27 protein-coding genes and 1 other annotated feature are annotated in these 26,584 nt (G+C 63.5%); of the genes, 15 read left to right on the top strand and 12 right to left on the bottom strand.

Annotated elements, in window-relative coordinates; translation table 11 throughout:
* The gene (gene smpB, locus ACO07H_RS16340) at positions 1-459 is read left to right on the top strand and encodes an SsrA-binding protein SmpB (RefSeq protein WP_422016011.1); all 459 of its coding nucleotides are present in this window, start codon (positions 1-3) and stop codon (positions 457-459) included.
* Here the strand turns inward: smpB and ACO07H_RS16345 are convergent.
* Both ACO07H_RS16345 and rimO read right to left on the bottom strand, forming a co-directional pair.
* The gene (locus ACO07H_RS16345; RefSeq protein WP_422016013.1) at positions 445-1,629 is read right to left on the bottom strand and encodes a PLP-dependent transferase; all 1,185 of its coding nucleotides are present in this window, start codon (positions 1,627-1,629) and stop codon (positions 445-447) included. The genes smpB and ACO07H_RS16345 overlap by 15 nt on opposite strands.
* Entirely contained in the window at positions 1,626-3,023 is a 1,398-nt protein-coding gene (gene rimO, locus ACO07H_RS16350; protein ID WP_422016015.1) for a 30S ribosomal protein S12 methylthiotransferase RimO, read from the bottom strand. The genes ACO07H_RS16345 and rimO overlap by 4 nt, the downstream gene beginning before the upstream one ends.
* Positions 3,024-3,102: 79 nt before the next feature.
* On the opposite strand from rimO, the gene ACO07H_RS16355 reads away from it, so the two are divergent.
* The gene (locus ACO07H_RS16355; RefSeq protein WP_422016017.1) at positions 3,103-3,609 is read left to right on the top strand and encodes a hypothetical protein; all 507 of its coding nucleotides are present in this window, start codon (positions 3,103-3,105) and stop codon (positions 3,607-3,609) included.
* Positions 3,606-4,106 carry a hypothetical protein gene (locus ACO07H_RS16360; RefSeq protein ID WP_422016019.1) on the top strand — a complete coding sequence of 167 codons (501 nt, stop codon included), beginning with the start codon at positions 3,606-3,608 and terminating at the stop codon, positions 4,104-4,106. The genes ACO07H_RS16355 and ACO07H_RS16360 overlap by 4 nt, the downstream gene beginning before the upstream one ends.
* A 7-nt stretch (positions 4,107-4,113) precedes the next feature.
* On the opposite strand, the gene ACO07H_RS16365 is transcribed toward ACO07H_RS16360, so the two are convergent.
* A protein-coding gene (locus ACO07H_RS16365; RefSeq protein ID WP_422016021.1) for an IS1595 family transposase occupies positions 4,114-5,414 on the bottom strand; the annotation gives its coding sequence in 2 pieces (ribosomal slippage) (positions 4,114-5,126 and positions 5,126-5,414; 1,302 coding nt in all).
* Positions 5,020-5,136: a sequence feature (AL1L pseudoknot), on the bottom strand. Its footprint overlaps the gene before it by 117 nt.
* 20 nt (positions 5,415-5,434) lie before the next feature.
* Here ACO07H_RS16365 and ACO07H_RS16370 point away from each other — a divergent pair.
* Together ACO07H_RS16370 and ACO07H_RS16375 are read left to right on the top strand one after the other, a co-directional pair.
* Complete coding sequence (locus ACO07H_RS16370; protein ID WP_422016023.1) at positions 5,435-5,938, top strand: hypothetical protein; 504 nt, start codon at positions 5,435-5,437, stop codon at positions 5,936-5,938.
* A gap of 85 nt (positions 5,939-6,023) precedes the next feature.
* The gene (locus tag ACO07H_RS16375) at positions 6,024-6,647 is read left to right on the top strand and encodes a hypothetical protein (protein ID WP_422016025.1); all 624 of its coding nucleotides are present in this window, start codon (positions 6,024-6,026) and stop codon (positions 6,645-6,647) included.
* A gap of 25 nt (positions 6,648-6,672) precedes the next feature.
* Here ACO07H_RS16375 and ACO07H_RS16380 read toward each other — a convergent pair whose 3' ends face one another.
* Genes ACO07H_RS16380 through ACO07H_RS16390 form a run of 3 tightly spaced genes read right to left on the bottom strand, consistent with a single transcriptional unit; the run spans position 6,673 to position 8,057 of the window.
* Positions 6,673-6,885: a hypothetical protein gene (locus ACO07H_RS16380; protein WP_422016027.1), complete on the bottom strand. Its 213-nt coding sequence runs from the start codon at positions 6,883-6,885 to the stop codon at positions 6,673-6,675.
* The gene (locus tag ACO07H_RS16385; RefSeq protein ID WP_422016029.1) at positions 6,882-7,244 is read right to left on the bottom strand and encodes a hypothetical protein; all 363 of its coding nucleotides are present in this window, start codon (positions 7,242-7,244) and stop codon (positions 6,882-6,884) included. Before ACO07H_RS16385 ends, ACO07H_RS16380 begins: the two co-directional genes overlap by 4 nt.
* 36 nt (positions 7,245-7,280) lie before the next feature.
* Positions 7,281-8,057 (bottom strand): hypothetical protein, encoded by a 777-nt coding sequence (locus tag ACO07H_RS16390; protein WP_422016031.1) that lies wholly within the window; start codon positions 8,055-8,057, stop codon positions 7,281-7,283.
* A 526-nt stretch (positions 8,058-8,583) separates the two neighbouring features.
* Here ACO07H_RS16390 and ACO07H_RS16395 point away from each other — a divergent pair.
* On the top strand, positions 8,584-8,838 hold the full coding sequence (locus ACO07H_RS16395) for a helix-turn-helix domain-containing protein (RefSeq protein ID WP_422016033.1): 255 nt from the start codon (positions 8,584-8,586) through the stop codon (positions 8,836-8,838).
* Between the two features lie 680 nt (positions 8,839-9,518).
* Here the strand turns inward: ACO07H_RS16395 and ACO07H_RS16400 are convergent.
* From ACO07H_RS16400 to ACO07H_RS16410, 3 genes are all read right to left on the bottom strand, one after another.
* A complete protein-coding gene (locus tag ACO07H_RS16400; protein WP_422016035.1) occupies positions 9,519-10,523 on the bottom strand; it encodes a DUF6804 family protein in 1,005 nt (334 codons plus the stop codon).
* A 7-nt stretch (positions 10,524-10,530) separates the two neighbouring features.
* Positions 10,531-10,878, bottom strand: coding sequence for a hypothetical protein (locus tag ACO07H_RS16405; protein ID WP_422016037.1), 348 nt, complete (start codon positions 10,876-10,878; stop codon positions 10,531-10,533).
* A gap of 137 nt (positions 10,879-11,015) precedes the next feature.
* Positions 11,016-11,297, bottom strand: a complete 282-nt coding sequence (locus ACO07H_RS16410) for a hypothetical protein (protein WP_422016039.1) — start codon at positions 11,295-11,297, stop codon at positions 11,016-11,018.
* A 253-nt stretch (positions 11,298-11,550) separates the two neighbouring features.
* Here ACO07H_RS16410 and ACO07H_RS16415 point away from each other — a divergent pair, with 253 nt between their 5' ends.
* The gene (locus ACO07H_RS16415) at positions 11,551-12,453 is read left to right on the top strand and encodes a hypothetical protein (protein WP_422016041.1); all 903 of its coding nucleotides are present in this window, start codon (positions 11,551-11,553) and stop codon (positions 12,451-12,453) included.
* 46 nt (positions 12,454-12,499) lie between these two features.
* On the opposite strand, the gene ACO07H_RS16420 is transcribed toward ACO07H_RS16415, so the two are convergent.
* On the bottom strand, positions 12,500-13,894 hold the full coding sequence (locus ACO07H_RS16420) for a hypothetical protein (protein WP_422016043.1): 1,395 nt from the start codon (positions 13,892-13,894) through the stop codon (positions 12,500-12,502).
* A 207-nt stretch (positions 13,895-14,101) separates the two neighbouring features.
* Entirely contained in the window at positions 14,102-14,836 is a 735-nt protein-coding gene (locus ACO07H_RS16425) for a hypothetical protein (protein ID WP_422016045.1), read from the bottom strand.
* Positions 14,837-15,166: 330 nt separating this feature from the next.
* Here ACO07H_RS16425 and ACO07H_RS16430 point away from each other — a divergent pair, with 330 nt between their 5' ends.
* From ACO07H_RS16430 to ACO07H_RS16445, 4 genes are all read left to right on the top strand, one after another.
* Complete coding sequence (locus ACO07H_RS16430) at positions 15,167-15,847, top strand: hypothetical protein (RefSeq protein WP_422016047.1); 681 nt, start codon at positions 15,167-15,169, stop codon at positions 15,845-15,847.
* A 182-nt stretch (positions 15,848-16,029) separates the two neighbouring features.
* Complete coding sequence (locus ACO07H_RS16435) at positions 16,030-17,022, top strand: hypothetical protein (protein WP_422016049.1); 993 nt, start codon at positions 16,030-16,032, stop codon at positions 17,020-17,022.
* Positions 17,019-18,167, top strand: a complete 1,149-nt coding sequence (locus tag ACO07H_RS16440; RefSeq protein ID WP_422016051.1) for a hypothetical protein — start codon at positions 17,019-17,021, stop codon at positions 18,165-18,167. The genes ACO07H_RS16435 and ACO07H_RS16440 overlap by 4 nt, the downstream gene beginning before the upstream one ends.
* A gap of 28 nt (positions 18,168-18,195) precedes the next feature.
* The gene (locus tag ACO07H_RS16445; RefSeq protein WP_422016053.1) at positions 18,196-18,822 is read left to right on the top strand and encodes a hypothetical protein; all 627 of its coding nucleotides are present in this window, start codon (positions 18,196-18,198) and stop codon (positions 18,820-18,822) included.
* A gap of 368 nt (positions 18,823-19,190) precedes the next feature.
* Here the strand turns inward: ACO07H_RS16445 and phaR are convergent, their stop codons facing one another.
* Positions 19,191-19,736, bottom strand: a complete 546-nt coding sequence (gene phaR / locus ACO07H_RS16450) for a polyhydroxyalkanoate synthesis repressor PhaR (RefSeq protein ID WP_422016055.1) — start codon at positions 19,734-19,736, stop codon at positions 19,191-19,193.
* Between the two features lie 285 nt (positions 19,737-20,021).
* Here phaR and ACO07H_RS16455 point away from each other — a divergent pair, with 285 nt between their 5' ends.
* From ACO07H_RS16455 to ACO07H_RS16470, 4 genes are all read left to right on the top strand, one after another.
* Entirely contained in the window at positions 20,022-20,915 is an 894-nt protein-coding gene (locus ACO07H_RS16455; protein ID WP_422016057.1) for an HpcH/HpaI aldolase/citrate lyase family protein, read from the top strand.
* Positions 20,912-23,296 (top strand): sodium:solute symporter family transporter, encoded by a 2,385-nt coding sequence (locus tag ACO07H_RS16460; protein ID WP_422016059.1) that lies wholly within the window; start codon positions 20,912-20,914, stop codon positions 23,294-23,296. The genes ACO07H_RS16455 and ACO07H_RS16460 overlap by 4 nt, the downstream gene beginning before the upstream one ends.
* A 47-nt stretch (positions 23,297-23,343) precedes the next feature.
* The gene (locus ACO07H_RS16465) at positions 23,344-24,219 is read left to right on the top strand and encodes a LysR family transcriptional regulator (RefSeq protein ID WP_422016061.1); all 876 of its coding nucleotides are present in this window, start codon (positions 23,344-23,346) and stop codon (positions 24,217-24,219) included.
* Between the two features lie 178 nt (positions 24,220-24,397).
* Entirely contained in the window at positions 24,398-26,584 is a 2,187-nt protein-coding gene (locus tag ACO07H_RS16470) for a TonB-dependent receptor (RefSeq protein ID WP_422016062.1), read from the top strand.

Here is a 26,584-nt window from a genome sequence, read left to right on the forward strand (position 1 = left end):
ATGTCCATCGCCGAGAACCGCCGTGCCCGCTACGACTACCACATCGAAGAACAGTTCGAGGCCGGTGTCGTCCTGTCCGGCTGGGAGATCAAGGCCATCCGCGCGGGCCAGGTCCAGCTGACCGACGGCTATGTGCTCATCAAGAACGGCGAGCTGTTCCTGATCGGCTGCCGCATCAACGCGCTGCGCAGCGCCTCCACGCACGTCAACCCCGAGGCCGACCGCACGAAGAAGCTCTTGATGCACAAGGCCGAGATCAAGCGGCTGGTGGGCAAGGTCGAGCAGCGCGGCTTCACGCTGGTGCCGCTGAACCTGCACTACAAGGGCGGCCGCGTGAAGGCCGACATCGCGCTGGCCAAGGGCAAGGCCGAGCACGACAAGCGCAACACCGAGAAGCAGCGGGACTGGGAGCGCGAGCGGGGCCAGTTGATGCGGCACAAGGTCTCAAACAAGCGCTGACAACGCCTGCTCGAGGTCGGCCTGCAGGTCGGCAGCGTCCTCCAGGCCGATCGCAAACCGCACCAGCGTGCCGCCGTCGAAAGGCAGTGGCAGGTTGCGGCTGCGGCTCATGTCATAGGGCACGGCCAGGCTCATCGGGCCGGCCCAGGAGTAGCCGATGCCGAAGAGTTGCAGCGCATCGACGAAGGCATCCACCTGCGCCGCACTGTACCCCGGCTTGAACACCGCGGAGAACAGGCAGGCCGCGCCGCCGCCGCCGACCGCCAGCCAGTGCTCATGGCCCGGCGAGCCGGGCAGCGCGGGGTGGAACACCTTCGCCACCTCGGGCCGGCCCGCCATCCAGCTGGCGAGCTGGCGAGTGACCCGGTCCTGCGCCTCGTAGCGCAGTGGCAGCGTCGGCAAGCCGCGCAGCACCAGTTCCACGTCGTTCTGGCCCAGGCCGTAGCCCAGGTGCTCATGCGCATGGTTGAGACGCTCGTGCAGATGGCGGTCGCGCGTGCAGACCGAGCCCATCAGCACGTCGGCGCCGCCGCTGGGGTATTTGGTCAGCGCCTGCATGACGATGTCGGCACCCAGACCCGGGTGCGTGCCGGGCGCCGGCTCGAAGCCGTTGAAGGCCAGGCCCGCGCCCCAGGTGTTGTCCAGCGCCGTCGTCACGCCGCGCGCGCGACAGGCGGCCAGCGTGCCCAGCAGGTCGGGGAACTCCAGCGTGATCGAGCCCGCCGCCTCCAGCCACACCAGCCGGGTGTTGTCGCGCAGCTCGGGCGCGGCCAGCGGGTCGTAGAAGCGGTGCGTGACGCCCCACTGCGGCAGCCACGACTCGGTCAGGTAGCGGTTCTGGCCGTAGACGTTGTCCGGCACCAGCACCTCGTCACCCGGGCGCAGCATGGCCAGCGAGGGCAGCGTCACGGCCGCCAGGCCGCTGGGCACCAGCAGGCAGTGCTCGGCATGCTCCAGCGTGGCCAGCCGCGCCGCCAGCGTGTAGCTGGTGGGCGTGCCGTGCAGGCCGTAGCGGTAGGTGAGGCCGTCGCGCGGCCGCGGCTTGTGCAGGTCGGCCGTGTCCTTGAACAGCACGGTCGAGGCCTTGACCACGGGCACGGGCACCGCGTCCCAGCCGTCGGGGGCGCGGTAAGGGTGGTGGATCAGGGCCGTCGACGGACCCTGCTTCATACCAGTGAAGCCACCAGGTCGTGGCCATCGGCCGCAACGACGCGGGCGCGCACGAAGTCGCCCACCTTCATCGTCTTGCTGGCCTTCTCCGGCGGCAGGATCTTCACCGTGCCGTCGATCTCGGGCGCGTCGGCGTACGAGCGACCCACGCCGCCCTTGCGGCCCAGCGCCGGTGCGGCGTCGACGAGGACCTGCAGCGTCTGACCCACGCGGCTTTGCAGCTTGGCGGCCGAGACCTGTTCGGCCACGGCCATGAAGCGCGCGCGGCGCTCCTCGCGCACGTCCTGCGGCAAGGCGCCTTCGATGTCGTTGGCGCTCGCGCCTTCCACCGGCGAATAGGCGAAGCAGCCGGCGCGGTCGATCTGCGCCTCCTTCATGAAGTCCAGCAAGTACTGGAACTCGTCCTCGGTCTCGCCAGGGAAGCCGGCGATGAAGGTCGAGCGGATGACCAACTCCGGGCAGGCCTCGCGCCAGCGCAGGATGCGCTCCATGTTCTTCTCGCCGTTGGCCGGGCGCTTCATGCGCTTGAGCACGTCCGGGTGGGCGTGCTGGAAGGGCACGTCCAGGTAAGGCAGCACCAGGCCTTCGGCCATCATCGGCAGCACCGCATCCACGTGCGGGTACGGGTAGACATAGTGCAGCCGCACCCAGGCACCGAACGGCTTGGCGATTTCGCCCAGTTGCGCCACCAGGTCAAGCATGCGCGTCTTGACCGGCTTGCCGTCCCAGAAGCCCATGCGGTACTTCACGTCCACGCCGTAGGCCGAGGTGTCCTGGCTGATGACCAGCAGTTCCTTCACGCCGCTTTCAAACAGCGCGCGGGCCTCGTTCAGCACGTCGCCGATGGGTCGCGACACCAGGTCGCCGCGCATGCTCGGGATGATGCAGAACGAACAGCGGTGGTTGCAGCCCTCGCTGATCTTGAGATACGCATAGTGCTTGGGCGTGAGCTTGACACCGTAGCTGGGCACCAGGTCCACGAAGGGGTCGTGCGGCTTGGGCACGTGCAAGTGCACCGCGTCCATGACCTCCTGCGTCGCATGCGGGCCGGTCACGGCCAGCACGCTGGGGTGCATCTCACGCACCAGACTGCCGGCATCGCTGCTGCCCGCGCCTGCCTTGGCACCCAGGCAGCCGGTCACGATGACCTTGCCGTTCTCGGCCAGCGCCTCGCCGATGGTGTCCAGGCTTTCCTTGACGGCGTCGTCGATGAAGCCGCAGGTGTTGACGATCACCAGGTCGGCGCCGGCGAAGGTCTTGGAGGTGTCGTAGCCCTCGGCGCGCAGTTGCGTGAGGATCAGCTCGCTGTCTGTGAGCGCTTTCGGGCAGCCGAGCGATACGAAGCCGATCTTGGGCGCAGCGGCCGGAGCGGCGAGGGTGGCGGATTCATTCATCGCGCTATTTTCGTCGATCCATCGGCATTATCTAGCTGATGCACTAGATGCCTCCCGATGGTTCTGAAACCATCGGGACATGCCGAAGAACCGAGACTACACAGGCCTGGAGCGCACGCCATCGTCGATGGCATGGCTGATCGGGCAGCGCGCGAAGCTACGCGGTCAGCTTGATCGCTACCGCGCGCAAGAGGCGGCTCTGCCCGAGAAGATTCGCATCCTTGAATACGAACTTGCTTCGCTGGACGCAGTGATACCGCTTCACGCGGTCAAGGTGGACGCCAGCGCCATCGTCGGCAAGCGACCGAACAGACCGCGTACCGCGGCACACGGCGAGCTCAAGCGCTCGTTGGTTCGGTCCCTGAAAGCAGCAAAGGGTCAGCCTGTCACGACCATCGAGCTCGTGCTGCAGTTCATCAGGCAAAACAACATCGATCTGGGCAAGGTCAAGCAGGCGGACATCATGGACAGCGCACGCAAGTGCCTGAGCCCCATGGCCGACCGAGGCCTCGTGCGCCGGTGTCATCCTGTCGAGACAACACGGCACGGAAGCTGGGCATGGGCCGAAGAGGATTCCGGCGCATGAGAAAGAACCGCGACTACACGGGCCTGGAAAGAACGCCGGCTAGCCTCGCTTGGCTCATAAAAGAGCGAGCGTCAGTGCGCGGCCTGCTCGAAAAACGGAAGAAGCAGCTCACATCGTTGCCGTTGGAGATCTGCGACCTGCTCGATCGCATGACGTCGCTAGACAGCGTCATCCGTCTGCACGAAGTGAACCTCGAACCTTCAGCGATCGAAGGAAAGAGAACATACGAAGCTCGCGTCTACCCGAACCGTCGGCTGAAACCATCGATCCTGAGATTTCTGAAAGAGGCCAAGGGAAGCCCGCTGTACACCAGCGAGGTCATGTTCAGCGTCGTCAAGGCCTTTGGGATGGACGTCGCAGACTACTCTCTGCCTCAGCTGAAAGAGCCGGTTCGAAAGGTCCTTCAGAAGCTGGCGCTGGAAGGAAAAGTGGTGCGACATCATGATCTGGTATCGCCGACCGAAGGTCGCTGGTCGATGAAGCCATTCGAAGACTGAATTGAGGTCAAGACCGAGCGGCCCGCTGTGATGCAGGGCCACTCGATGGCACAAACAAGATCTCCTCAGGGCGATTCTTCATTTGCCAGTAGCCACGCCACCATTTGGAGGTCGACCGAGACACTGCGTTGGCCAGCATGCCGACCTGTTTAGACGTGGGCGTTCGACGGACGTCCTCGCGCCATGCGACTTCGGTGACGTAGTCCAGCATGTATTTCGGCGTCACCCGGTGCACTTGCCCGATCACCATGCGCCGCATCCGTGCGAAGAAGCTCTCGGCCTGGTTGTTGTTCACGCCATCGTCCGTCGAGAACTCTTTGGAATGGTTCACTGTGAGGTGGTCATACCGCTCGATCAGGGAACTGTAGGCCGGCGCTTCGTCCGTCATGACCTTCGCATCCCGCTTGATGTAGATCTTCGCGAGTTCCTCCGCGGTGCGGGCATCTTCGGCCTTGACCACATGGACGATGGTTCGAATCGAACCCTTGTTGCCCTCTGGGTCCACCTCGCGCAACACCATCACCACGCGCTGGTTGGGATGCTTGCTGGACTGCCACTGCGGCTTCTTGTCGCGATGTTGTGTCTCTGTGGTCTTCTTCTTGACCCGCGGCTTGCGGATTCGCCCTGAAACGTAGGCACCGTCGATGTGGACCAGTCCATCAAGCTGATCATCGTTCCAGCACTCCATGATCGACTCGCGAATCTTGTGGAGCAGCACGAAGGCCGTTTGATAGGCGACGCCAATCGTGCGAGCCAGCGCACTGAGCTGACGCCAGACCTTGTCGGCGCCGTAGACCTGCATGTTGGCCTGCCAGACGCGCCGGACTTGAGGCGCCAAGCTCGCATCGCGCTGCGCGCGACGCGAGCACAGCACCGGGTTGCGCCGACGAGCCGCATGGCGCCAATACGCCGACGGGGCGATCTGCAAGACGCTGCAGATCGACTCGACCCCGAACTCCTGGCGATGCTGGTCGACGAAGGCCTTCAGGACTTGATGCGGCGGTCGAGCTCCGCCTGGGCGAAAAACGCGCTGGCCAGCTTCAGAATCTCGTTGGCCTTGCGCAGTTCACGCACCGCGCGCTCGAGCTCCTTCACGCGTTGGGCCTCGCTGGTCGTCACGCCCTCGCGAACGCCAGCATCGACCTCCGAACGCTTGACCCATTCGTTCAGCGTCTGCGGCACGCAGCCGATCTTGGGCGCGATGGACTCGATGGCTGCCCACAGCGACGGGTACCCCCCTCGGTGCTCCTGCACCATCCTCACCGCGCGCTCACGCACCTCGGGCGAGAACTTGTTCGACTTGCTCATGGCTCAATCCTCTCAGAGTGTTGAGCCTCCTCGAAACCCGGGGCGATTCACGGTGGGTGAACGGGGGTCAGCCGTTCGATGCAGAGATTTCCACCACTGGCGCCTATGTCGAGCACGGCTTTTGGCCAGCTACCTTCCACGTCGAAGTCACGAGCGCGATGCACGCGAACGATCACCTCATGCGGGAACGATTGAGAACGCACGGCGACGCTTTCGGAATGGACGGACTTCGCAAGGTCAAGGGGCGAGGCAAAGAACGAGAGATCACGTCCGAGGTCGTTGTTTACGACAACGCTTCGTATGTGGGTGAGCTGGCCCGGATGATCGTGCAGTGTGTCGCCGCGAAAGCGGCCAAAGGCTATGGCGACAACACAACCCTCATCGTCAATTGCTTCCTGCCCACCGTGTTCCTGCGTCATGAATGGGAGTCAGCCATTGCGGTGGCGCGGCAGTCGAAGACGGTCCACGGATTCAGTTCCGTCTTCATCACCGAGAGCAATGGATGGTTCTGTGGGAGCTTGTAGCTGACGCCTTTGAGGCAGCGCATCATCACCGTCACCACATCATTTTGATCACGCTCATTCCATCAATCTGCTGAGCCACAACGCAATGAAATCTGAGCCGAGCACCATCACCGTCTTGTTCGGTGGGCAGGAAGTCGTACTTCCGCTGGCGGTCGCGCGGAAGAAATGGGATGTCGGCAACGCCAGCATCGAGCACATACTGCACGACGGGCTGTTCATGCCTCTGCTTGAGAGTGAAAACCTGCCTGGGATCCGCAAGGAATGGCGCAGGCTGCTAGGTCAGGCTATCCAAGCACCGCCTGGCACACAAGAGCTATCGATGGCGTTCCATACGCAGTGGCACGTGTGCCATCACCGTCTGCGCGAGCTTATAGACGATGACAGCTTGCTGTTGGAGTTGGCCGAGACATGGCTACCTCGCTATACAGGGCCTGACCTTCATCTCTACCGCGGCGAAAACATCGATCGCTTTGAATCCGGGCGGATCGGATCGGCGTGGTCGGACAAGCTCGCGACGGCTGAACTGTTCGCCGGAAGTCAAAACAACGCCGGCAAAGGCGGCGTGGTTCTGCGGGCCAAGATTCCAGCATCGGCGATCATCGCAGGCCCCTCCGCACACTCGCTTCGTATGGACGAATCCGAGTACACCGTGGATACCCGGCGCCTTGACGGCATCGAGGAAGTGAAGCGCTTCCCGCCAGGCCGCTGACCGTGCAACAGACGGCTTGGCAAGCTCAATACGGTGAACCAATCAACTTGAGATCGCGCGCTTTTCCCCCAGCAAACCAACTGAGCTGGTCATGGCTGACTTGGCCTCTAGCCGCCGCCAGCATGTCGCTAGACTGCTTACGCCGCTTGAAAGCCCAAAGGTCTGCGTCACCGGCGCTGCGATCCAGCATCGACGAAAAGCGCACAGACCTCTTGGTGAGATTGACGGTCTTCGTCATGACTGATCCCAGGCATCGACTGTCCACGTGACCTGTATGTTGCAGCCGTTGAGACGGTCCTTGTGGATCGTCATCGGGCCGCTCCAGCCTGGCGGTGTGACGTAGTCATCGCCAATGACGCTGGGACCGTCGTGCAGCGGCGGATGCCCTGATCGCAGATAAGGCAGGACGCATTCGGCGGGCACCAGAAAGCGAGTCGGATAGCCGTGTCGTGAGACACAGCTGGCTGCCCCTTCGCTCTCAAGCGCATCCAACCAGTCGAGCCCGCTCGCACTGGATTCCCACCTCGCAAGCTCGTGCGCGTCCGAATCGCCGCAATCCGGTGGTCCATCGCGCACGATGATCAGCCAGCCCAGCATGGCGGCATTCCACAGCGCAGCTTGTCGAAGCGAGCTTCAGAGCCTCGCGCCGCCGGTGGGAATCGGCCCGGAGGTGTTCAGGGACTGCATGAAGTTGCGGCCGGCATCCAGATCGACCAGTTGGGCGTAGCCGTTGCCGAGGCTCTTGACGCCGCCGGTTTCCAGTACGCCGTACTTGACCTGGAAGACCTTGTTGCACGAGCTCTGCAGGTTGATGCCGTCGCCCTGGTTGACGCGCCTGAATGGCAGCGTATTGTCGCTGCAGGTGCCCTGGTACAGCTCGAAGCCGTTGCGCGCTTTCTGGCCGTTGCCGCGGCGCTGGCCGTTGACCAGGCTGTCGTAGTAGTCCTCGATGGGCACAGCGCCGGCGTACTTGCCGCCCATGTCGCTGATGGTCTTCTCGTAGGCGTAGGTCGACGTGGTGTCGTCGCGCCAGACTGCCCAGACCTTGCCGTTGTTGAAGAGCACCTTCACGAAGTCGTAGTTGGTCTTCTGGTCCGGGTAGAAGTCGACCCGGACCCCAGCCTTCACCGGCTTGCCGGTGGTCTTGCTCTGCAGCGTGTAGTCGGTCACCTTGAGCGTGATGGCACGGCCGCGACTGTCCTTCGTGCCCGCAGGGAAGCGCTCCTTGATGGCGGCTAGAGCTTGAGCTTCGGTCATGCCTAGCTTCACACCCAGAACGTCGTAGTTCTGAATGGCCCCGGACGAGTCCACCGCGGTGCTGGTGCCGGCGTGGGCGGCACCGAACATTGCGGAAGACGCGGCCAGTGCTGCGATGGTGGCAGCGAGGTGAGAGCGCTGGGTGGATTGCATGTGGTTTGGTTCGGTGCTGTTGTGGACGGAGGCGCCGGCGATGCAGCGGAGATCGCAGCACACGCGGCTTGTGTTGGCATCGATGTTCCTTGAGACCGCTGCGGTGCGATCTTTTGGCTTGCGTAAGTCAGGGCTTCGGCGAAGCCGCGGGCACATCCTTGGGAGTTCCGTTGAGAGCTGGATCGGTGTCTCGCCGGGCCGCGGTCGCCGCCACGAGCGCAGCTGAAGCCGCACCAACGGAAGACGGCGTGCCCTGGCGAGCTGTAGCGGCCGAAGACGCTTTGCTCGCAGGCAACGGCGGTGCAGCACGGACTTCTTGCGCGATCGATGCGACTGAGATCGTCGCCATTGCGCAGAGCGCATGGATTTTCATCGCTTACCTCCCCAGGTAGAACTTCGACTGTCCAAGCCGTACGCGTTGAGGCGCAGGCAGTGTCCCCAGTGAACCTAAATGATTCACAAAGAGCACCAAATGTACAACGAAAGTTGTGGAGTGAAAAGATGCCGGAATTGATCCTTCGTGGTCATGCCAAAGACCAAGAAATCACTGACGTCGCGAGAAATCTTCGCCCGAAATTTGCGGCGGGCGCGCCGCCTCAAGGACCTCACGCAGGAGGCCCTGGCCCTGGATGCCGGGGTGCCGCGGGCCTATCTCTCCAGGGTCGAGCGCGGCACGATCAACATCAGCATCGACAGCGCCGATGCGTTATCGCAAGCGCTGGGTGTGCCGCTGCGCGACCTGGTCGATCCAGCGATGTTTGCCGGCTTCGATGAGCCGTGAGATCCCGGGCGGGTCTTCCCTCGTGACACGTGTTGGAGCGATCACAACAATCTTTCCCGGGCAGCTTGCCCCGTGTTCTTCCTCCCTGAGCACGCGGTGTCGTCCATGAGATGAGCCGTTCAGACCTCGGCCATGGCCGGGGTTCTTTTTTGCGCAGCCAGCGGCATGCTCCTCCGGTCTGCAGCGGCGTGGTGAACAGCGATTCGCCGCCTTCCGATTCCTACGTCGGCATCGTCAGCTCGCCGGTTGTCACCCTGGCACTCACGTGGTACCTTGAACTCATGCCGAGGAGATCAGCAACTGCACACCCTGGTAGACCGCGCGCGCAATCGGGCCCAGTGCTCAACGTAGCACTGCATGCTCGGATTGAGAAGGAAGGGTCGGCCAGGCCAAGCTCCCTGACTTCAGCGCTCGCTGCCCTGGAGCGGCTTCGCAGAGCGCAGGCCGCGCGCAAATAGCTTTGCGGTCAGATGCCGCAATTGCGGAACATCGCCGCAATCAACCGCAAAGTCGCTTTGCCTGGCGGCAGACCGCGAACTCCGGACGAAGAGCGCGCTGGGGGTGACGAGTGGCAAGAAGGACGGCTCGCACGACGGCGATGCCCTTGGTCTGCAGCGTGCTCAGGGAGGAGAAGCACAGCATTGGATCCGACCTGCTGCGGAGCATCGGGGAGTGCTGCGCTACGGCTTGAGCCGCTCTCTGCGCCAGAGCAGCGCGCAGAACACCACGAGAGCGATGATGGTGACCGTGTTCACCGGCCCCCAGGCATTACGTCCAAGGTGGAAGGGCGCGAGCGGGTTGTAGACCACCGCCCCAATACCCAGCGCGATAGACCAGTTGACCATGGCTGTGCTCATTGCGCACACTGCCAGCCACACTAAGCTGCCGCACACGACCAAACGCAGAACCGAGTAGAACCAGGACGGGTGGCTGTACAGCAGCGCGACACCGAGCATGCACGCGGCAAGGGCCGCCATCAGGTAAACCCAGCCGGACGCTGCAGAGGGTGGCGCTGCCTGCCAAGGAGCCAGATGTGCAGGTTCATCCGAAGGCGCTGTCGGCGCAACCGCTTGGTTGGCCATGTGCTGTGCATTTTCTTCATTGAGCGTCTGCTCGAAGTCAGCGTCTTGGTCCTTGCGCCATCGCATCGACGTGTGTTGGTCATGGAGTCGGTCGAGCACTTCGAAGTTGTTCCAATGGGTGAAGGTGTGCGGCACCGTCCATCCACTGTCACGCGAGCAGGACTCGTCGAGGATGTCCATGCCCTTCGCCGCTGGCGCCACTGAGTAGTACGTCAGCTCATCGTCCGCATGGGCCACCTGCCTGCCTTCCGCACGGTCCAAGGCAGCATCAAGCCGCTTGCCCAGCTTTGTACCAGCGAGGACCCGACGTCGGCGCTCAAGGACTCCAGCCGAAACCCGCGGAGTAGGAGGTTGATAGTGCGCAACGCCCTCATTGATGTCGTACTGTCGGTACACGCCCAGGAGGTGTTGCGCCAGGCTGCCGGCGGCGCGGTCATACAAACCCAGACGTTCTTCTGCAGCGGCACGTATGGCTTCACCCGCAAAGCACGCGAGTAGGTACTCATCCTGCTGGGAGGTCGATAGCTCCGGCCAGCCCTTGCTCCCCGTGACGCCATAGTCGATGGCGTACGAGACGAATCGGTCAGATGGCGGCTTCTCCATGACGCCCTTAGACCGGCAGGCGGCGAGGCGGCTTCCAATAGGAGCCGGTCAGTACATAGCTCAGCGGCCAGAACAGGAGGATGGTCGCGAGCCCAAACGTAGGCAGAGCGAAGACGACACCGCCCCACCAGCAGACGACGCCGAGTCGGTAGAACTGAGGCGGGCCGACTTGCTTCTCGTCGAGCCGCTGCAGCACCTTGACCAGAAGCGATGTGTTCAAGGCCGCGTCCTCGCGCGCGTGGAGCGTTGCAATGCCGACTTGCTCTTCGGTCGGCACCTCGCCGTGTAGCACGGTCAGGCCGGCTTCGGCCACGATGGTCTGCGCATGCTGCTGCGCTTCTTGCACATCCTGCATAACCCGCTCATACATGGCTGGTCTCTCCCTCGGTGTGTGGGCGTCATTGTCGCAGCCTGCCCTATGCGGAGTGCAGGCTGGTCGTCACCGCGCCGTGGATCCACGCGACGGCTTAGGCCAACCACGAGGAGGGCCGATCAGGAACTTGGCACCACGCCTGCCGCTGTCCTGCGCTTGGAATGGCGGGGGTGCCTGCCGCGGATGTGACCCTGTGCATCGGAGATCTTCTCCTTGAGCTCCCTGAGGAGGTCCCATGCGATCCCAGCGCCGTACCGATGGTGTTCTTCGACGTCCATCGCGCATCGGATGAGCATCACGAGAGACTCGGCGCGGACCAGCACTTGCAATCCGTCGTCGAGGATTCCCCACGCAGCGTGCATCGCCTCCGCTTCGGCGATCTGAGGATCGGTAGTTCCCATCACGACCTCCTTGAGGATTCGCCAGCCCAGACGCACGCCCGAGCGTCGGAGACGAACTGGTCAATTGGAGGCCTTGCGAAAACAGGGCTCCTTCTCCTATGACGTTTCAGAGGGCGCAGAGACACAGTAGGGTTTTCACTATGTGGAACCCCAACAATCACTACGTTTTGACGTATGGATTTGATGGTTGTCTGGCGCCGCAACCCTGATTTGGTCTAAACTGTTCTAAACAGTTCACCCGTTGGAGGTTCTCATGAGCGATCAAACCGTTGATGTTGTTGCTTCCCTCAGCGATGAGGAAGCCGCAAGCATGGTCGCGGAGCTTCCTGTTTGGACGCACTCGGTAGCGGAACTGGAGTCATGGGATGCAGCACGACTGTACGCCGCCACCACTGAGGTGATCGAGCGCGAAGGGCGTTTTCACCCTGAGTGGGCTCAGCGGCTCGATGAAGTCTTGACTGTCAGGGTCGTTGATTTGATCTCAACGAGGCATTCCACCTTGCAGGACATCAAGTCGCTTCAACTTTTCATTGGTCTACTGGCCAACGATGAGGTTCGCGATGAGCTCGATGCGATGCCGGCCCACTACGCAGCGCGATGGCAAGCTCTGAGCGATTCGATGGCTGTTCTTCAAAATCTTCGCGATTTTCGTGCAGCCGCTGTTGAACGAGCGGGAAGCACTGTCCACGTTTGGGATCGCGTGAGCGAGCATGTGTTGCAGGCAGGCGCCAGCGGTGCGTCCTGGCAAGAGCTGGCTGAAGTCATCAAAGCTTGTCCCAACGGCCCGAAAAGCAAGGGCGGCATTTCTCATGTGCTCACGGCGATGCAGGGCAAAGGGCTGCTGGAGTCGATTCAACGTGGCCGCTGTAAGTCCTATATGGCTGGACATGCGCTGCACAGGCCCTCCGGCGCCGCCCAGGCGAAGTCGCAGCCCGGACCGGTGATCATTCCAAGGGCCCGTGAAGAGTCAGCGCCTGGCATCCTGCATTTGATCGAGCGTTACGACGTCAGCAAAGGCTTCAAGACCCGACTGCCTATCGGAGTTCTGCAGTCAGAGCTAGCGCAAAGCAACAAGGGGCCATTGGCGTCAGCCAAACGTCGACGGTCGTCCGCCAGCAGTGAAAAAGGCCAGTGGATTGGCAGCTCAAAGAGGTAAGGTTCTATAGAGCGTGCCTGCTCCCGCGCTGGCGTGTGAGAAGGATTCAGATCGACGTCAACTGAACGTTATGAATCTGATACGCCGTTTTTCCCTCCACAAATGGACTGGAGGGGCGAGATTTCTCAGTCGCTGACGCGGTGGTCTGGTACACGAAGCTTGTGCCAAGCGCTCCAGACAAAGCGAGCGGGTGACCGCTTGGAGCGAGTCCGAAGTCGGCTGCTGCTTGATTCGCGCACGCCACCGTCACTGCACGCTGGGTGCACATCGTCTTGGATTTGGCCTCATGCGGTTTGACGGTTTGGCTCATGCTCGGAACCCAAAGCCATCGAATCGGCAGCTTCTCGAGCGGCACGGCGTCGGCAGAGGCGGCTTGCCCGAGATCCAAGCAAATGACGACGGCATGGGTCCCGATGGGAGAGCACATCAGTGTGACGACATCACCAACGTCGTTGCCCTCGATGATCTTCGGAGCTGACAACTGAACACTGGTCAGCTTGTCATGGAAGAAGGTCGTACCGTCCTGGAAGGTCACGCTGTTCCCGGCGGCGTCAAGGATCAGTGACCGATTCAGGGTCTTGCCATCAACTTCGGCATGGAAGGATCCCGCGATCACCAAGGCAGGCGCTTGTTCAGGCGAGGCCAACAGCCTCGCACGCAACTCAGTTTTGATGCCGTGCAGAACCTCATGGTCGACTGCGAGCTCGGGAAAAACAATGGCGTTGACCCCGCGGCTAAAGGCACGTCGAATATGCGCTTGCGCCAACTTAACAAGCTCCGAAGAGTTCTGCAGGCCCTTTGCTTTCCAGGTCGTCAACTCATCGCCAACAGCCCATTCGGACACGAACTGAGGTGACTCTTCGAACTCCGCAAGATAGACGCTGATCGTCGGAGCGCCGACGTACGACTTCAGCGAACTGATCATTGCATTCGAAGGTGCAATGACCGCCACCGACCGACTTTCCTGGGCAGGGTCCGGGATGGCAGGAATGACGTCCCACAGTGGGAAGTAGCGGCTGGGGCTGTGCGTCTGCTTCTCGACTGGCGCCTTCACGTGCGGCTGGGTCTTGGGGAAGACAAAGAGGTTCTCAAGCCAGTCGGCGAGTCCTAGTACCGCGCGTTCTTTTTTCGTGATGCTGATGCGCTCGATCGCCACCGCCGACGCCCAATGCGGAACACCCGCACCTTCCGAAGAGAGCTTGCCATCCAGCCAACTTAGGAGGGCGAGAGGACGAGCATTGAACATGGCGTGAACGGCGTCGCCGTCAAAGAACTTGCCATCATCCAAGCCGGCGTCGCGGAGTTCAGCGCGCTTGACGAATTCCTCGCCCAAATTGGACGTCGCGTGCTCCATCGACATCCTTGCAAAGACCGATGCGTCTTTGAAAACAAGGAACGCTGCAGCTGTTGCTAAGGCCCTTTTTGGATTGTTCGCCTTCACGTTCGCTGCGACCAGCGAACAGAGATTCTTGAACCGTTGCTCAAACGCGTTGTCTCTCCCCGCCACTGCATATTCCTTTATTTTTAGCAGACAAACGTCAAATGATCCTGTTGCCCTGAACAGTTGACGGCTAGGCCATCGTACTCAAGGTCTAACCGCTTTTTCATGGGGCACCGGCCGATCGCGACTCCTCGCAGGGCCCCTCCCTCAAGCTTGTCGATGGGCGCCCTGACGTTGTTCATTCGACCTTTCGTATTTCGAAACCAGCTTGATCACCGTCTCGATCTGTTTCAACAGCGCGGCGGCATACTTCCTGCCGGCCATAGGATTGACCCCATGGAGGTACCCAGGCTTGTAGTCGGTATGCCTCGTCGCCTGGCTCAATTCCGCCGCAGGCAGATGAACGTGCAGGTTCTTGTATGCCTCATAGTCGATATGGTCCTCGCGGTTGGCCATGCCCAGAGGCTTGTAGTCGCGACCCAAAACAATGAACCGATCGGTGCCAGTCAACGGCTCGAAGACATACGGCAGAAGAACGCGCATTTCGATCCAGGCGACGGAGTGCATATGCGGATCGAACCGCGGCAAAGATAACGCGAGCTCGAGGTAGTCGCGGGCGTATTCCAGCGCGCTCATGGGATTTGCGAACTGTGTCGAGAGGTCCGGCATCTGGCGACGCATGGCCGTGTCGGCGTCCCGCATGCCATCGAGGCCTTTGACCTTGCGGAAGGCCTGGCGCATCTCGTCGAGACTTCGATCAAAGATCGGGAAGCGCCGCGGCATGGTCGACACCGCATGTTGCATGAGCGCCCAGTTGGGATAGCCCATCTTGACCGCTTGCCGGTTTATAGCCTCGGTGTACGTGCAGCCTTCATCGCGGGAGATCTGCTTCGCTTCCCGGCGCAGGCGTTCGATGTCATTGGGGGACAGGTTGGTTTGCATGTTGCGATCCTGGTGTTTGCGCGCCGTCGACCTGGGGCGCCCACACACCAGACCAGACAGCGCACCAAGGGATGCGCACATGCTTCTCCGCAGTCGAGAGACTACGGACGCGGTGCCGATACGGCTTCGCCAGAGTGGGCGGGCAGGCCAACGCGATGGCCAATGCCGTAGATGGTAGCAAACGCACCCGGCATGTTCAACCGTAGCGGCCTGCTTCAGCGGACGATCGTTAGTCGACCCAAGAAGGCCCGCCATGTGCGGGACTTGTCACTTCTGGGCCGCCCGCAGCACCTGCGCTAAGCTGCTTCGAAACAGGGGATGGGAGCAATCATGCTGTGGACCTCGCTGAGCGACGGGCTGGGGATGCTCACGCACTGGCAAACCTATGTTGCGGTCGCCTTGCACTGGGCGCTGGCGTTCGGACCGCTTGTGGCCATCTCACTGATCACAGCCAAGACCGGGCGGGCCGTGTGGCCGCTGCTGTACGCGGCGCTCCGTCCGTTCTTTGTCGCCTTTGCGATGTTCGTAATCATGTTTTCGCTGTGGCCGCTGTATCTCCGCTTCACAGAGAACGCCATCTGGGCTTTACCGTGGCAGCTCCTCGTCGAGCAACCGTGGGTGACGTTCAAAATTTTGTTCTTTTGCGTCGTTGTGGCCACGCTGCTGCCGCTGGTTCCCATCGTCGGGCAGCTGCTCAGTACCACAGCTGTTGGCGCCATCATGATGAAGTACGTACTGGGCGTTATCGCGACCAACGCTGACGCGCGCTTCATGGAGAAGGTCGACATCTGGCCCAGCGGCTGGTTTGTTCTTGGCCTCGCTCTGCTGGCAGCCGTCTGCGCCGGCGTGGGCGCGCTGTGTGGGGTCTTCCTGATGACAACGCTGAAGAACAATTTCGAGAGCCTCGACGACACGTCCGCAGGCCTGCTGGCAACGCCGATAGGCACCATGTTCTCGCTCGTTCCAGTATTTACGTATGCGGCCTGGCTCAGCTATCAGCTGCCGCACTAGCAAGCGCTTCGTCAGCCCGGCACGCGGCGCTTCAGGACGATGAGGGAGTGGCGCATGGCACCAATTATCAGGTTGGGCCACCCTATACCGAGCAGCGCAACATCCGTTTTGTTCGCGGTGACTGATCGCGTATCCTGTTGTAAGCACGCGATAAAGCGGGCATCCACTCAGGGAGAGGGAGTTTGGCAGAGACACAGAACACCGCCGAGCAGGCGGAGATTTTGGCCAGCGAGCCGTTCAGCGAATTTTTCTGGAACAAGTTGGGGCCTTCAAACCACGATTGGCCATGTGAGGATCCAGAGCACCATAAGGTCAAAGAGCATCCTTGCGACGTGGTCTATTACTACGACGAACCGTACGCAGCCAGTCAGACCTATGTGCATTGCGACCTCAAGAGCTACGCAAAAGGGACGATCACCGCGGCGGCAGTGAAATCCGCGGTCGAGAGCCTAGCAAAGCAGGTCTCATGCGCAGAGAAGAGCGAAACGTGGCGCAAGCTGCACACGCATGAGAACGTTACGTTTTCGGTCAATGGACTGCTTTTCGTCTACAACCACGACGGAGAGTACGAGGCTGATTTCCAGAAGAACCTCGTGCACATTCCGCCCGAGAGCCTCCAACTGCCGCGGGGAAGTCGGCTTTTTGTCCTCGGCCCCAAAGAGATCTTTTGGCTGAACAACATCAGGGACGAGATCCAACGCCTGCGTGGAAAACGGTCGCCAGAAATCCCTAGCCACGAGCACTGCTTTTATTTCCATCCTCAACTGGTTCGACGCGCCAACCTCCAGGTCCGAAAAGCCAAAGCGGCAACGCTTGAGACGCTGACGTCGCCCATCATCATTCTTGAACACCACGACCCTAAAGGCAGCGCTCAGCGTGGCGTCGTCGTCTTCTACTCCCGGCCGGGAGACACGGTCGACGAGTTCATGTATCTCATCGACACCCTGCGAAAGTACGAACTGTTGGATGACCGAACTTCAGTAACGGTCAAGACACTTGGCGCCTCGCCCATTTCGTCGCCCACCTTCCAGAAAGCTCAACTGCAGTACATCGAGGGCTTGGTGGGATCGAACATCGCTACCGATCTCGGTGACTACGTGAATGCGATCCGGTACGAACCGATGGTCCATATCAAGACCACGTACTCGAACATCGACCTGGGGACATGGGCATGAGCGAGTTCCTCGACCACCTGAGCGCCAACGACAACGACATCTACGACCTGCTGATCTCCGGCAAGCAGCGCCTCACGGAATCAGTGCTTCGCGAGTTCGCACGGGACCGAGGGATCTTCTGCTCCCCTGTCGAAGGCCGGGAAGATCTGGCCGACTACCTGTCCGCGCTTCCACACAGCTTCCACGACGTTGCTGCAATTGTTCAAAGGCGGGAGCCGGGCCATCGCCGGGAGAAATCGACCTTCATTCGTCTGAACACGCTTGTGCCGCTCGAAGAACTGAAGGCTGCGGCGGCCGAATACGCAGGCACTGTCGCAGGCAAGGAGAACGTGGTCTTCCGGCCAGCTGCCAACGATGGGTTCATCGTAAACGTCGGCTATGACGAGTTCAACCGTTCGCGCGCTCGTCTGTTGCAGCGCGAACGTCAAGAGGCCGAGATCGAGTTTCTCGTCGAAAACGGTCATACCGTCGTGCGTCTTCCAGCGACGGACAAAGCCAAGAAGATTGCCGCAGCCCTCAAGGACAACGTGGAGCGTCGCCGAAAGGCAACCATTGAGGAAGAGAGTGTCGAGCTGACCGGCCTCACGACGCCTGAACAGCGATCGAAGTTCTTCACACGGCTCATCTCCACACTGCCGAAGTTCCGGCTTCGAAATGTGATGCGCCTCAAAGTGTCATCGCATCTTTCGGAGGATGGCGAGGAGGATGAGGCGTTAGACCTGGAGGACGACGACGAGGCTGAGGCGGGCGCGGAGATGTTCGCTGCGGTGGTCCACAGCATGCAGCTCAGTGGCCAGAACCTTGTGCAGTCACAGGAGTACAAAGACCTCACGTCCCGAGGGTTCTACATCACAGCTATCTCCTGGCGATCAGAAGCGGAGGGCAACCCGCCCGACATCGTCCAGTTTGATGCCGGCTTTCAGGATCGCAAGCGCGGAACAGGATTCAAGTACGCGATCCAAGGGGCGTTTCGTGCTCACAAGGGCGCTCACCGCAAAACGATGGTGCATGTTGACGGCACTGAGAAAGCACGGCTGCTTGCGCTGATCGAGTCCACTGCGCGCCAGGTTTTGGCTGACTTGGTGGAAGAGGCGAAGGAAGCGGACCCGGCCGCGGAAGGAGATAGCGATGGCGCGCCGGTTTAGGTGGCTGAGGGCCGAATGGCCCATCAGCATGAAGACGTTGGGCCGTCGGCTCAAAGCGAAAGAGTTCCAAGGCGAAGCTACGCATGGCTTCGTCATTGATCGCCTTCGCGACGACTTGCTTGAGGCGCGTTACGTCGAGCGGGTGGAGTACACGGAGACGATCACTGACCCGTTCGGCAAAGAATTGTCCTTCGAACGTGTTGAGTTTCGCCAAAGCCATTTCCGTGCGACGGCCTACGGCGCTGGTCTCGAAATCCGCGATCCTCCGAGGAGCGTGCAGCCGCTCATGAATAGGCTGTCCGAGGCGACAGATTTTGCAGTGACGATCAGCCCCTACACCGTGGACGTCCTGGCATGGGCTGCGAAGTTCCAAAGCTCCTCGGGTTTTTCGTGCCATGTCGACTCACTTCAGATGAGCAACTTGCAGCTTGAGGAGGGCGTTGTTGCGAAGGTCGTGATCAAGGGCGATCGAGACGTACGACAGGCCTGCACGAAGCTGGCAGCAAATCGCAAGTATCTGTTGGAGCGTATCCAGCTGAGGCTCGACGTGCCGAAAGCGGGAACGATCGTTCTTTCCAACACCGGCGCTGCTACCTTGAGTGTTGATCATCCGGACGAAGACATCCTCGAGCATCTGCGAACCGGTCTGCTGTAGTCACTGCAGAGGACTACGAGCCACGAACTCACTGACGGCGAAGCGGGCAAACTGCCCGCCGGGTCGGTGAGCTTTATATCGACATCTGCTCTGTAGCGTCCTGGTCCGTTCGCCGCAATTGCGGACTTAGACCGCAATTCACCGCAATTGCTCAGGCACGAAAAAGCCCAGCGTTGCATGCAACGCTGGGCCTCGAAAAAAGACTGAATTGTCGGCTAAGGCGTTGATCTAAAAGAGGTTTCCGTCAAATCTTGTGCATCAGCTAGATAATGCCGCGATCCATGAAAAACGGCCCCGCGGGGCCGTCTGGTGGGGGGCGACTGCGATCGGTCGGCCTGCGACTCCAGGCGCCTGCGCAGCCCGAGGCCTCAGGGCTTCTTGGGCCCCGGCGGCGCCACGAACGGAAATATGGCGCCGGCATTCTTCAGTTGCTCCTGCCACTGGTTCATCAGCGACTTGGACTGCTCGGCGTAGCCGCCCATCAGCCCCGTCCAGGCGTCCGGCGTGAACGGGATGCCCGGGGTCTGCTCGGAGAAGCGCGACTGCATGTCCGTGAAGGCCTGCATCTGGCGCTCCAGCAGGCCGCCCATGACGCCCTGCATCGCATGGCCGTAGAACCGGATGATCTGGGCCAGCGAACTGGTGGAGAACATCGGCACACCGCCCGTCTCCTCCTCCAGGATGATCTGCAGCAGGATGGAGCGGGTCAGGTCTTCCTGCGTCTTGGCGTCGTGCACCTCGAACGAGACGCCGTCCAGCACCATGAGCTTCACGTCGGCCAGCGTGATGTAGCTGCTGGTCTGCGTGTCGTAGAGCCGGCGGTTGGGGTACTTCTTGAGGATGCGCAGCCCCGGCTTGGCGTCGGCGGCGGTTTGCTCAGTCGTGGATGCCGGCTTCTTGCGGGCAGTCGCCATGCGGGTGTCTCCTGTGCAGTGCGGCAAATTCTAGGCAGCGCCTGACGCGCACTTCGAACGGGTTTACCTGGGGCTGGCGGCGCGGCCAGCACGGCTCGACCTCGCCAGCACCGATGGTCGCACACCCGGTCGCGACCGAAGCGCCTGGCCGGGTAAAGCGCCCCTGCTCGCTGCCGGCGAGCAGCAGGGCGCCCGCGGCGCACGCCCCGGGCGCAAGCAAAACTATCGATTGAAGATGCCTCGCCCGCGGTGTCCGCGGGGGTGGGTTCGACCACACTGCCGGCCATGATCAACCGCCCGTCCGCCGCCCTGCGCGGCTTTCGCAGCAAGCTCTTCGTGCCCGGCGCCCGGCCCGAGCTGTTCGACAAGGCGCTGAACGGCGCAGCCGACGCGCTGTCCTTCGACCTGGAAGACGCCGTGCTGCCCGAGGCCAAGGACCAGGCGCGCGCCAACGTGGCCGCCTTCCTCGCGCGGGCCGCCGCCCTGCCCCGCCGGCCGCTCGTCATCGTGCGCATCAATGCGCCCGGCACGCCCTGGTTCGACGACGATGTGCGAGCGCTGATGCGCCCCGGCCTGGACTGGCTCAACCTGCCCAAGGCCCAGTCCGCCGCCGACGTGCAGCACGTCGCCGCCCTGCTCGGCGAGTTGGAGGCCGCCGCCGGCCTCACGGCGCCGGTGGACCTGCTCGTCAACATCGAAAGCGCCGCAGCGCTGCACCGCGCGGCCGACATCGGCGCCGCCCACCCGCGCGTGGCCGGCCTGCAACTGGGCCTGGCCGACCTCTACGAGCCGCTGGGCATCGCGCGCCACGACCCCGCCAACGTCCATGCCACGCTGCACGCATTGCGCATGGCGGCGGCCGCGGCCGGCGTGCCTGCCTATGACGGCGCCTACCCCGACCTGGCCGACACGGCAGGCTTCCGTGCCGAGGCGCAGATGGCCCGTCGCCTGGGCTTCGCGGGCAAGAGCTGCATCCACCCGCGCCAGGTCGCGCCGGCCAACGAGGTCTTCGGCGCCAGCGAGGAAGAGCTGGCCTGGGCGGCACGCGTGGACGCCGCAGCCCGCCAGGCCGAGGCGCAAGGCCTCGGCGTCGTCGCCGTCGATGGCCAGATGATCGATGCCCCTTTCGTGCAACGTGCCCGCCATTTGTTGAACGCCTCCCGCGGAGTGACCCCTTGATCGACAGAATTTCAGCCTGGTGCCGGCCGCTCTTCGCGCTGCTGCTCGCACTGACCGCCTGGGCCGCTCACGCCGACAGCCTCGTCAACCTGCGCCGTGCGGCACTGCCCGCCCTGCCTTCACCCGCCCAGGCGCTGGCCGTCGCCGACGGCCGCGCGGCCGCGCTGACCCCTGACGGCGCCTGGCTGCTCGACGCCGCCGGCCAGCGCTGGCAGCACCAGGGCTGGACGCCGCCGCAGCCGGTGCAGGGCACGGCCACCGGTGCTGGCCAATCCGTGCTGCTGCTCGGCGCCAACGGCGAGACCGCAGCCATCGCCCGGCTGGTGCTGCAGCAGGAGCGCCTGGTGGTGCAGCCCCTGCCCGCGCCCCCCATGCCCCTGCGCGAGGCGCGCGCCGCGCTGACGGCCGATCAGCTCTGGCTGGCTGGCCTGGACGCCCAGGGCCGCGCCGTGCTGCTGCAACTGCCGCTGCAGGGGGCCGGTGCCCGCTGGCAGACGCACCCCGGCTGGCCCGGCGACTCCGCGCCGCGCGCCGTCGTCGTGCAGACGCGAGCCACTTACGTCGTCGCAGCAGGCGCCGACCCGGCCTCGGCCGACCACCTGTGGCGCTGGACGGCCGAGGCCGGCTGGGTCGCGCGCGGCGACGTGCCCGGCCGCCTGGCCGGGCCTTGGGGTCGTGCCAGTGGCCAGGCGCACGTGCTCTTCGTCGTCGAGCCGACAGCGGGCGGCGCGCCGCGCATGATGAGCTGGCAGACCATCACGCAGTCCTGGGCCGACCTGCCCGACAGCGCCCTGCCCGGCACCCGCCAGGCACTGCCCTGGCGCGACGGCTGGCTGTGGACGGACGCGGCCGGCAAGGCCGGCACGCTGGAGATCGAGTCCGGCAAGCTGCTGCTCAAGACGCTGGACTGGGTCGTCATCGTCGTCTACCTGGTGTCCATGCTGGGCATCGGCCTGTACTTCTACCTGAAGGAAAAGCGCCAGTCGACGAGCGAGTTCTTCGTCGGCGGCCGCAGCATCCCGTTCTGGGCCGCGGGCATCAGCCTGTACGCGGCCAACACCAGCTCCATCAGCTACATCGCCATTCCCGCCAAGGCCTTCGAGACCAACTGGCAGTACATGACGAACAACCTCATCGCCGTCGTCGGCCTGATGTTCGTCGCCGTATGGATCGTGCCGCTGCTGCGCCGGCTGGACCTGATGAGCGTGTTCTCGTACCTGGAGACTCGCTTTCACCCCGCCATCCGCATGATGGCCAGCGGCCTGTTCATGCTCACGCAGCTCGGCAGCCGCATGAGCGTCATCCTGTACCTGCCGTCGCTGGCCATCGCCACCATCACCGGCATCCCGGTGACGTGGAGCATCCTGATGATGGGGCTCTTCACGATCTGCTACACGGCGCTGGGCGGCATGAAGGCGGTCGTGTGGACCGACATCGTGCAGCTCGTCGTCAAGATGGGCGGCGCGCTGTTCGCCATCGGCTTCATCGTCTGGTCGCTGGACGGCGGCTGGGCCGAGTTCGTACGCACCGCGGCGGCCGAAGACAAGACGCGCGTGTTCGACTTCAGCTTCGACCTGGGCAAGGCCACCGTCTGGGGCTTCATCTTCCTCGTGCTGTTCGACGTGGTGCTGACCTTCCCCAAGGACCAGGTGCTGATGCAGCGCACGCTGTCCACGCCCAATGCCAAGGAGGCCGGCCGCTCGATCTGGGCCTTCGCCGCCATCATGATCCCCGGCGGCATCGTCTTCTACGGCATCGGCACGGCGCTGTTCGTCTTCTACAAGGCGCACCCGGAGCGCATGAACCCGCTGCTCAGCATCGACGCGACCTTCCCGCTGTTCATCGCGGCCGAACTGCCCACGGGGCTGACCGGCCTCATCATCGCGGGCATCTTCGCGGCTGCGATGGCGACGCTGTCCAGCATCATGAACAGCGTCTCCACGCTGGCCTCGGTGGACTTCTACGAGAAGCTCGTGAAGCACCCCGACCCGGCGCGCAGCGTGCGCTTCGCGGAATGGATGACGGTGGCCGCCGGGCTGCTGGGCATCGGCTTCGCGCTGCTGCTGTCGCGCTACGACATCCACTCGCTGTTCGACGTCTCCATCGAGCTGGCCGGCCTGCTGGGCGGCGGCTTCGCGGGTGCCTACACGCTGGGCATGTTCACGCGCCGGGCCAACTCGCCGGGGGTGGCCATCGGCGTCGCATCGGCCATCGTGCTGACGACCATCGCCTGGTCCTTCAGCCTGGTGCACCCCTACCTGTACCTGGGCGTGTCCATCATGCTGTGCATCGTCGTGGGCTACCTGGCGAGCCTGTTCTTCCCGACGCCGACCCGGTCGCTGCGCGGGCTGACGATCTACAAGCAGGACGCCGTGGAGTAACCTCGGGCGTACAGCCAGCCACTCAGAGCTGAGCCAGGATTCGCACGTTGGAGACTCAGTTCCTGCACACCTTCGTGGCCGTCGTCGACCATGGGTCGATGGCCGCCGCCGCGCGCGTGCTCAACATCACGCCGGCCGCCGTGGCCCAGCAGATCCGCACGCTGGAGCGCGAGATCGGCGCGCCGCTGATCGCCCGGGCGGGCCGCTCGGTGCACGTCACCGAGCCCGGCTCGCGCATCCTCGACCGCACGCGCGAGCTGCTGCGCGGCGTGGCCGACCTGCGCACCATCGCCACCGACGAAACGCCCGCGGGCGAGCTGCGCCTGGGTGCCGGCACGAATGCGCTGACCGGCCTGGTGCCGGACATCCTGGCCCGCCTCGTCGTGCTGCACCCCAAGCTCAAGGTGTTCATCCGCCCCGGCTATTCGCCGGAGCTGTACCGCGCCGTCGAGTCCGGCGACCTGGACGCCGCCGTGGTGCTGGAGGCGCCCTTCCCGCTGCCCAAGACCTGCGGCTGGGAGCTGCTGCGCGAGGAAGACCTGGTCGTGCTCGCACCCCGCAAGTGGGCCGGCCGCGACCCGCACGAGCTGCTGCGCAGCGAGCCGCTGGTGCGCTACGACCGCACGCAATGGGGCGGCCGCGTGGCCGACCAATACCTGCAGCGCGCCGGCATCGAGCCTCAGGAGCGCTTCGAGCTGAATGCGCTGAACGCCATCGCCGTGATGGTGGACCGCGGCCTGGGCGTGTCGCTGGTGCCCGACTGGCTGCGCCCCTGGCCGGAAGGCCTGGATGTGGTGTGCCTGCCACTGCCGCTGCCCAGCGAGCCGCGCCGCATCGGCGTCGTGTGGTCGCGCGCCACGGTGCGGCACCGCCTCGTCACGGCCTTCCTGCGCGAGGCGCGGGCGGCGGTGGACGCGCGCTGAGTGCCGCGCGCCGCCGCGGCGGCATCGGCACACAACAAATTCTTGGGCCTGAACATACGTGACGAGGGTGTGACCCCGCCGCGCACTGGCTGAGACTGCGGGCCAGCGTCCACCACGCGAGCGCCCGCAGGCGTCGTGTCAAGAAGGCGCGCCCACAGATTTGATGGAAAGCACAACGATGACGAGACAAGCCCAGGCCCGCCAGAGCCACACACACACCCAGCCCACCTCGCCGCGCCGCGCCGTCGCGCTGGCGGCGCTCGCCGCGCTGGCCGCGGTCGGCGCCCAGGCCCAGCAGGCGCCTGCCGACGCGGACACCAACGCCGACGGCACCGAGCTCAAGCGCGTCATCGTCACCGGCACGCGCGTGCCCAAGGCCGTGGACAAGATCCCGGGCGCCGTGACGCTGATCAGCAAGGAAGAGATCGGCCACACGCTGAACCTCACCGACGACGCGACGGCCGTGCTGTCGCGCATCGTGCCGGGCTATGCCGAGTCGTCGCAGGCCATGAGCAACACTGGCGAGAACCTGCGCGGCCGCACCGCGCTGCGCCTGCTCGACGGCGTGCCCCAGGGCTCGCCGCTGCGCGAAGGCACGCGCAACGGCACCTTCACCGACATGGGCCTGATCGGTCGCATCGAGGTCATCAACGGCCCGTCCGCGTCCGAAGGCATCGGCGCGGCCGGCGGCATCATCAACTACCTGACCAAGGTGCCCACCAAGATGGGCAGCGAGGTGACGCTGTCGGCGCGCTACACGACGCAGTTCAAGGACGACAGCGCCGGCTGGAAGCTGGGCGCCAACTACGCCTACAAGGCCGAGGACTGGGACTTCATCGGTGCCGTGTCGAGTATGGACCGCGGCATGACCTACGACGGCAACGGTCGCCGCATCGGCCTGAACACCAGCGGCTCCGTGGCGGACTCGACGTCCAACAACATCTACGCCAAGGCCGGCTACAACTTCGGCGCCAACCGCGAGCAGCGCGTGCAGGTGTCCTACTCCAGTTTCAAGATCGAGGGCAAGGGCAACTACCACCTCGTCGATGGCGACCGCACCGCGGGCTCCACCAACACGTCAGAGCGCCCCGGCCTTTTCGGCACGCTGTCCGAGATCAACGACTTCAAGCAGGGCACCGTCTCCTACCGCAACGACGACCTGTGGGGCGGCACGCTGTCGCTGGACGCCTACTACGCCGACCAGCGCATGCGCTACCCGGCCGAGGACGGCGCCGACCGGCAGGACCCGCTCATCAAGCCCCTGGGCACGCTGGTGGACCAGTCCGAGGTGCGCACGCGCAAGTACGGCCTGCGCAACGCCTATTCCCACGGCGACGCGTTCGGCATCAAGGACCTGGAGCTGCGCGGCGGCATCGACCTGACGCACGACACGGCCGCCCAGTGGCTGGCGCTGACCGACCGGCTGTGGGTGCCGCCGATGAACTACAGCAGCGTCGCACCCTGGCTGCAGGCCTCGTACGACATCGGCCCGGTCACCGTCTCCGGCGGCTTCCGCCGCGAGGATGGCGAGCTGGAAGTCGCCGACTACAAGACCACCTACTACCGCAACCGTGTGGACGTGAAGGGCGGCAAGCTCAGCTACAAGGCCAACCTGCCCAACCTGGGCGTGGTGTGGAAGTTCGGCGACGGCTGGTCCGCATACGGCTCCACCGGCAAGGGGTTCACGCTGCCCAACGTGGGCATCCCGCTGCGCAACATCAACTACCCGGGCCAGTCGGTCGCGGGCATCCTCGACCTGCAGGCGGTCATCGTGAAGAACAACGAGGTCGGCCTGAACTGGAGCGGCAAGATGGGTTCGTTCGGTGCGTCGTACTACAAGAGCAAGTCCAGCTTCGGCCAGTCGCTGGCCATCGACCCCGTCACCAACGACTTCCTGCTGTCGCGCCAGCCGGTCAACATCAACGGCTACGAGCTGACGGGTGAAGTGCGCGCCTCGCGCGACCTGAAGTTCTCGGCGCTGTACTCGCACACGGCCGGCAAGACCTGGTTCACGTCCGGCGGGCCTCTGACCAAGCAGATGGGCGTGCTGGACATCAACCCCGACAAGATCGGCCTGTCGACGACCTGGAACTTCATGCCCCAGGCCGACCTGACGCTGGGTGCGACCAAGCTGCGCTCGCGTGACCTCAACGTCGGCACCAGTTCGGAAGAGCACACCAAGGGCTACACGCTGTTCGACTTCAGCGCCAACTGGGACTGGGGCCAGGGCGGCAAGACGTCCGTCGGTATCGAGAACCTGACCAACAAGTTCTACGTGCTGAGCTGGTCGCAGGTGGTGGGTTTCCGCAACTTCACGTCCGGCCGCGGCCGCGTGGTGTCGGTGACGCACTCGGTGACCTTCTGA

Origin of the sequence: Roseateles sp., from assembly GCF_965229315.1 — a bacterium.
Taxonomy (GTDB): Bacteria; Pseudomonadota; Gammaproteobacteria; order Burkholderiales; family Burkholderiaceae_C; genus Pelomonas.

Excerpts from the sequence above, each read along its gene's own strand:
- smpB (WP_422016011.1), top strand. The coding sequence starts at position 1 with ATGTCCATCGCCGAGAACCGCCGTGCCCGCTACGACTACCACATCGAA.
- ACO07H_RS16345 (WP_422016013.1), bottom strand. The coding sequence starts at position 1,629 with ATGAAGCAGGGTCCGTCGACGGCCCTGATCCACCACCCTTACCGCGCC.
- rimO (WP_422016015.1), bottom strand. The coding sequence starts at position 3,023 with ATGAATGAATCCGCCACCCTCGCCGCTCCGGCCGCTGCGCCCAAGATC.
- ACO07H_RS16355 (WP_422016017.1), top strand. The coding sequence starts at position 3,103 with ATGCCGAAGAACCGAGACTACACAGGCCTGGAGCGCACGCCATCGTCG.
- ACO07H_RS16360 (WP_422016019.1), top strand. The coding sequence starts at position 3,606 with ATGAGAAAGAACCGCGACTACACGGGCCTGGAAAGAACGCCGGCTAGC.
- ACO07H_RS16375 (WP_422016025.1), top strand. The coding sequence starts at position 6,024 with ATGAAATCTGAGCCGAGCACCATCACCGTCTTGTTCGGTGGGCAGGAA.
- ACO07H_RS16380 (WP_422016027.1), bottom strand. The coding sequence starts at position 6,885 with ATGACGAAGACCGTCAATCTCACCAAGAGGTCTGTGCGCTTTTCGTCG.
- ACO07H_RS16385 (WP_422016029.1), bottom strand. The coding sequence starts at position 7,244 with ATGCTGGGCTGGCTGATCATCGTGCGCGATGGACCACCGGATTGCGGC.
- ACO07H_RS16390 (WP_422016031.1), bottom strand. The coding sequence starts at position 8,057 with ATGCAATCCACCCAGCGCTCTCACCTCGCTGCCACCATCGCAGCACTG.
- ACO07H_RS16395 (WP_422016033.1), top strand. The coding sequence starts at position 8,584 with ATGCCAAAGACCAAGAAATCACTGACGTCGCGAGAAATCTTCGCCCGA.
- ACO07H_RS16400 (WP_422016035.1), bottom strand. The coding sequence starts at position 10,523 with ATGGAGAAGCCGCCATCTGACCGATTCGTCTCGTACGCCATCGACTAT.
- ACO07H_RS16405 (WP_422016037.1), bottom strand. The coding sequence starts at position 10,878 with ATGCAGGATGTGCAAGAAGCGCAGCAGCATGCGCAGACCATCGTGGCC.
- ACO07H_RS16410 (WP_422016039.1), bottom strand. The coding sequence starts at position 11,297 with ATGGGAACTACCGATCCTCAGATCGCCGAAGCGGAGGCGATGCACGCT.
- ACO07H_RS16415 (WP_422016041.1), top strand. The coding sequence starts at position 11,551 with ATGAGCGATCAAACCGTTGATGTTGTTGCTTCCCTCAGCGATGAGGAA.
- ACO07H_RS16425 (WP_422016045.1), bottom strand. The coding sequence starts at position 14,836 with ATGCAAACCAACCTGTCCCCCAATGACATCGAACGCCTGCGCCGGGAA.
- ACO07H_RS16430 (WP_422016047.1), top strand. The coding sequence starts at position 15,167 with ATGCTGTGGACCTCGCTGAGCGACGGGCTGGGGATGCTCACGCACTGG.
- ACO07H_RS16440 (WP_422016051.1), top strand. The coding sequence starts at position 17,019 with ATGAGCGAGTTCCTCGACCACCTGAGCGCCAACGACAACGACATCTAC.
- ACO07H_RS16445 (WP_422016053.1), top strand. The coding sequence starts at position 18,196 with ATGAAGACGTTGGGCCGTCGGCTCAAAGCGAAAGAGTTCCAAGGCGAA.
- phaR (WP_422016055.1), bottom strand. The coding sequence starts at position 19,736 with ATGGCGACTGCCCGCAAGAAGCCGGCATCCACGACTGAGCAAACCGCC.
- ACO07H_RS16455 (WP_422016057.1), top strand. The coding sequence starts at position 20,022 with ATGATCAACCGCCCGTCCGCCGCCCTGCGCGGCTTTCGCAGCAAGCTC.
- ACO07H_RS16470 (WP_422016062.1), top strand. The coding sequence starts at position 24,398 with ATGACGAGACAAGCCCAGGCCCGCCAGAGCCACACACACACCCAGCCC.